This window comes from Microbacterium sp. K35 (genome assembly GCF_004794375.1).
In the GTDB taxonomy this organism is placed as follows: domain Bacteria; phylum Actinomycetota; class Actinomycetes; order Actinomycetales; family Microbacteriaceae; genus Microbacterium; species Microbacterium sufflavum.
In genome coordinates, this window is record NZ_SSDM01000318.1 from 1 (window position 1) to 5559 (window position 5559).

Genomic DNA, 5559 nt, shown 5'->3' on the forward strand with positions numbered 1-5559 from the left:
CGGGATGGCTAAGATAGAGAAGTTGCCCTGCGGGCCTGGTTGTGATGGCTGGGTCGTGGGAGCATCCGATCCTTGAGAACTCAACAGCGTGCACTTGTCAAATGCCAAATTATCCTCGTTCAGCTTCGGCTGGGTGAGAATTCCTTTGGATCAAAGACCAACTCCTTTTGGGGGGTTGGCATTCGGATGAAGTCAGCAATGATGTCATCTCTTTGGTCAGTTTCAAACTCGCTGCGGCCTGGTTTTTCCCCGGGTTGTATGCAATTTCTTTTTACGGAGAGTTTGATCCTGGCTCAGGATGAACGCTGGCGGCGTGCTTAACACATGCAAGTCGAACGGTGAACACGGAGCTTGCTCTGTGGGATCAGTGGCGAACGGGTGAGTAACACGTGAGCAACCTGCCCCTGACTCTGGGATAAGCGCTGGAAACGGCGTCTAATACTGGATATGTGACGTGACCGCATGGTCTGCGTTTGGAAAGATTTTTCGGTTGGGGATGGGCTCGCGGCCTATCAGCTTGTTGGTGAGGTAATGGCTCACCAAGGCGTCGACGGGTAGCCGGCCTGAGAGGGTGACCGGCCACACTGGGACTGAGACACGGCCCAGACTCCTACGGGAGGCAGCAGTGGGGAATATTGCACAATGGGCGGAAGCCTGATGCAGCAACGCCGCGTGAGGGATGACGGCCTTCGGGTTGTAAACCTCTTTTAGCAGGGAAGAAGCGAAAGTGACGGTACCTGCAGAAAAAGCGCCGGCTAACTACGTGCCAGCAGCCGCGGTAATACGTAGGGCGCAAGCGTTATCCGGAATTATTGGGCGTAAAGAGCTCGTAGGCGGTTTGTCGCGTCTGCTGTGAAATCCCGAGGCTCAACCTCGGGCCTGCAGTGGGTACGGGCAGACTAGAGTGCGGTAGGGGAGATTGGAATTCCTGGTGTAGCGGTGGAATGCGCAGATATCAGGAGGAACACCGATGGCGAAGGCAGATCTCTGGGCCGTAACTGACGCTGAGGAGCGAAAGGGTGGGGAGCAAACAGGCTTAGATACCCTGGTAGTCCACCCCGTAAACGTTGGGAACTAGTTGTGGGGTCCATTCCACGGATTCCGTGACGCAGCTAACGCATTAAGTTCCCCGCCTGGGGAGTACGGCCGCAAGGCTAAAACTCAAAGGAATTGACGGGGACCCGCACAAGCGGCGGAGCATGCGGATTAATTCGATGCAACGCGAAGAACCTTACCAAGGCTTGACATATACGAGAACGGGCCAGAAATGGTCAACTCTTTGGACACTCGTAAACAGGTGGTGCATGGTTGTCGTCAGCTCGTGTCGTGAGATGTTGGGTTAAGTCCCGCAACGAGCGCAACCCTCGTTCTATGTTGCCAGCACGTAATGGTGGGAACTCATGGGATACTGCCGGGGTCAACTCGGAGGAAGGTGGGGATGACGTCAAATCATCATGCCCCTTATGTCTTGGGCTTCACGCATGCTACAATGGCCGGTACAAAGGGCTGCAATACCGTGAGGTGGAGCGAATCCCAAAAAGCCGGTCCCAGTTCGGATTGAGGTCTGCAACTCGACCTCATGAAGTCGGAGTCGCTAGTAATCGCAGATCAGCAACGCTGCGGTGAATACGTTCCCGGGTCTTGTACACACCGCCCGTCAAGTCATGAAAGTCGGTAACACCTGAAGCCGGTGGCCTAACCCTTGTGGAGGGAGCCGTCGAAGGTGGGATCGGTAATTAGGACTAAGTCGTAACAAGGTAGCCGTACCGGAAGGTGCGGCTGGATCACCTCCTTTCTAAGGAGCATCTGACACCTTCGGGTGTCCAGAACCCAGATCGAAGGCGTACGTTCTTCGCTGGGAGCTCATGGGTGGAACATTTGACATGGTGCGAAGGATGTTGTTCTTCTTCAGTACGCCGCTTCGGTGGTTGGAACGGGGAGGGTGACGGATGTCGCACCTGCACGCTGTTGGGTCCTGAGGGACCGGATGCGCTTTGACCTTCGGGTTGGAAGCATTTGGTTACTCTGGGCCTTTCGTTGTTTCCCCGGTGGGGAAGCGGTGAAGGGTACCGCCCGTACTTTGAGAACTACACAGTGGACGCGAGCATCTTGCAACTGATCTTCGGATTGGTTGCGCAAGATGATCTTAAAGATCATTAGTCAATTTCTGATCCCGCCTTCGGGTGGGGTCGAGTTTTTGATTCGAACTCATGTGATTTCAAGTCTTTAAGAGCAAACGGTGGATGCCTTGGCATCTGGAGCCGAAGAAGGACGTAGCAATCTGCGATAAGCCTCGGGGAACTGATAAGCAAGTTTTGATCCGAGGGTGTCCGAATGGGGAAACCCCGCTGGGCGGCGTGCCGACCTAGTGACTCCCGCCTGAATATATAGGGCGGGTAGAGGGAACGTGGGGAAGTGAAACATCTCAGTACCCACAGGAAGAGAAAGCAACCGCGATTCCGTTAGTAGTGGCGAGCGAAACCGGATCAGGCTAAACCGAGTGTGTGTGATATCCGGCAGGAGTTGCATATTCGGGGTTGTGGGACTCACCAGTCAGTTCTGCCGAGCTGGCGACGTTACAGAAGCGTATAGACGAACGGTCTTGAAAGGCCGGTCATAGAGGGTGCCAACCCCGTAGTCGAAATGCGTGTTCTGGCGTGGAGAGTATCCCAAGTAGCACGGGGCCCGTGAAATCCCGTGTGAATCTGTCAGGACCACCTGATAAGCCTAAATACTCCCAGATGACCGATAGCGGACAAGTACCGTGAGGGAAAGGTGAAAAGTACCCCGGGAGGGGAGTGAAATAGTACCTGAAACCGTTTGCTTACAAACCGTTGGAGCACCCCTGGTAGGTGTGACAGCGTGCCTTTTGAAGAATGAGCCTGCGAGTTAGCGATATGTGGCGAGGTTAACCCGTGTGGGGTAGCCGTAGCGAAAGCGAGTCTGAATAGGGCGATTCAGTCGCATGTCCTAGACCCGAAGCGAAGTGATCTATCCATGGCCAGGTTGAAGCGACGGTAAGACGTCGTGGAGGACCGAACCCACTTAGGTTGAAAACTGAGGGGATGAGCTGTGGATAGGGGTGAAAGGCCAATCAAACTTCGTGATAGCTGGTTCTCTCCGAAATGCATTTAGGTGCAGCGTTGCGTGTTTCTTGCCGGAGGTAGAGCTACTGGATGGCCGATGGGCCCTACAAGGTTACTGACGTCAGCCAAACTCCGAATGCCGGTAAGTGAGAGCGCAGCAGTGAGACTGTGGGGGATAAGCTTCATAGTCGAGAGGGAAACAACCCAGACCACCAACTAAGGTCCCAAAGCGCGTGCTAAGTGGGAAAGGATGTGGAGTTGCTCTGACAACCAGGAGGTTGGCTTAGAAGCAGCCACCCTTGAAAGAGTGCGTAATAGCTCACTGGTCAAGTGATTCCGCGCCGACAATGTAACGGGGCTCAAGCACGCCACCGAAGTTGTGGCATTGACATTATTGGTAGGCCTTCGTGGTCCAGCCGTGTTGATGGGTAGGAGAGCGTCGTGTGGCCAGCGAAGCGGCGGTGGAAACCAGCCGTGGAGGCTACACGAGTGAGAATGCAGGCATGAGTAGCGAATGACGTGTGAGAAACACGTCCTCCGAAAGACCAAGGGTTCCAGGGTCAAGCTAATCTTCCCTGGGTAAGTCGGGACCTAAGGCGAGGCCGACAGGCGTAGTCGATGGACAACGGGTTGATATTCCCGTACCGGCGAAGAACCGCCCAAGCTAATCCAGTGGTGCTAAACGTCCGAGCCTTCACATCGTCACCTTCGGGTGACACCGTGGAGGGGAGCACGTGACCCCATGCTGGTGCGGTTAGCGTATTAACAGGTGTGACGCAGGAAGGTAGTCCAAGCCAGGCGATGGTTGTCCTGGTGCAAGTGCGTAGGCCGAGTCATAGGCAAATCCGTGACTCATGAGGCTGAGACACGATGCGGATAAAAAGTGGATGATCCTATGCTGCCGAGAAAAGCATCGACGCGAGGTTCTAGCCGCCCGTACCCCAAACCGACTCAGGTGGTCAGGTAGAGAATACCAAGGAGATCGAGAGAATCGTGGTTAAGGAACTCGGCAAAATGCCCCCGTAACTTCGGGAGAAGGGGGGCCTTCGACGTATTAGGACTTGCTCCGAAAGCGTTTGGAGGCCGCAGAGACTAGTGGGTAGCGACTGTTTACTAAAAACACAGGTCCGTGCCAAGTCGCAAGACGATGTATACGGACTGACGCCTGCCCGGTGCTGGAAGGTTAAGAGGACCGGTTAGCCGCAAGGCGAAGCTGAGAATTTAAGCCCCAGTAAACGGCGGTGGTAACTATAACCATCCTAAGGTAGCGAAATTCCTTGTCGGGTAAGTTCCGACCTGCACGAATGGCGTAACGACTTCCCAACTGTCTCAACCGCGAACTCGGCGAAATTGCATTACGAGTAAAGATGCTCGTTACGCGCAGCAGGACGGAAAGACCCCGTGACCTTTACTACAGCTTGGTATTGGTGTTCGGTGTGGCTTGTGTAGGATAGGTGGGAGACTTTGAAGCGGTGACGCCAGTTACCGTGGAGTCATTGTTGAAATACCACTCTGGTCACTCTGGATATCTAACTTCGAACCGTAATCCGGTTCAGGGACAGTGCCTGGTGGGTAGTTTAACTGGGGCGGTTGCCTCCCAAAAAGTAACGGAGGCGCCCAAAGGTTCCCTCAACCTGGTTGGCAATCAGGTGGCGAGTGTAAGTGCACAAGGGAGCTTGACTGTGAGACTGACAGGTCGAGCAGGGACGAAAGTCGGGACTAGTGATCCGGCAGTGGCTTGTGGAAGCGCTGTCGCTCAACGGATAAAAGGTACCTCGGGGATAACAGGCTGATCTTGCCCAAGAGTCCATATCGACGGCATGGTTTGGCACCTCGATGTCGGCTCGTCGCATCCTGGGGCTGGAGTAGGTCCCAAGGGTTGGGCTGTTCGCCCATTAAAGCGGTACGCGAGCTGGGTTTAGAACGTCGTGAGACAGTTCGGTCCCTATCCGCTGCGCGCGTAGGAAGTTTGAGAGGATCTGACCCTAGTACGAGAGGACCGGGTTGGACGAACCTCTGGTGTGTCAGTTGTTCCGCCAGGAGCACCGCTGATTAGCTACGTTCGGGATGGATAACCGCTGAAAGCATCTAAGCGGGAAGCCGGCCTCAAGATGAGACTTCCATACCTTCGGGTGAGAGGCTCCCAGCCAGACTACTGGGTTGATAGGCCAGATGTGGAAGCACGGTAACGTGTGCAGCTGACTGGTACTAATAAGCCGATGACTTGATAACACACCGTTCGTTGGTGCTTGCGTCCACTGAGTGGTTCTCGATGTACGGTCGAGAACCACCTTCGATCACACACACGTGTGAACCTAGGTTTGATTGAAACATCAATAGTGTTTCGGCGGCCATAGCGTGAGGGAAACGCCCGGTCACATTCCGAACCCGGAAGCTAAGCCTCACAGCGCCGATGGTACTGCAGGGGGGACCCTGTGGGAGAGTAGGACACCGCCGGACTCCTTTTAGTCAA

General features: G+C 54.8%; 3 rRNA genes. All 3 read left to right on the plus strand.

Going from position 1 to position 5559, the window contains the following annotated elements:
- The first annotated feature begins 270 nt into the window (after nucleotides 1-270).
- The 3 genes from DW299_RS12555 to rrf all read left to right on the plus strand — a co-directional run bounded on the left by DW299_RS12555 (nucleotide 271) and on the right by rrf (nucleotide 5546).
- Nucleotides 271-1795: ribosomal RNA gene (locus DW299_RS12555) — 16S ribosomal RNA — on the plus strand.
- Between the two features lie 421 nt (nucleotides 1796-2216).
- Nucleotides 2217-5318 (plus strand): 23S ribosomal RNA (locus DW299_RS12565).
- 111 nt (nucleotides 5319-5429) lie between these two features.
- Nucleotides 5430-5546: ribosomal RNA gene (gene rrf, locus DW299_RS12570) — 5S ribosomal RNA — on the plus strand.
- The 16S, 23S and 5S rRNA genes sit together here, the layout of an rRNA operon.
- Nucleotides 5547-5559: the final 13 nt, after the last annotated feature.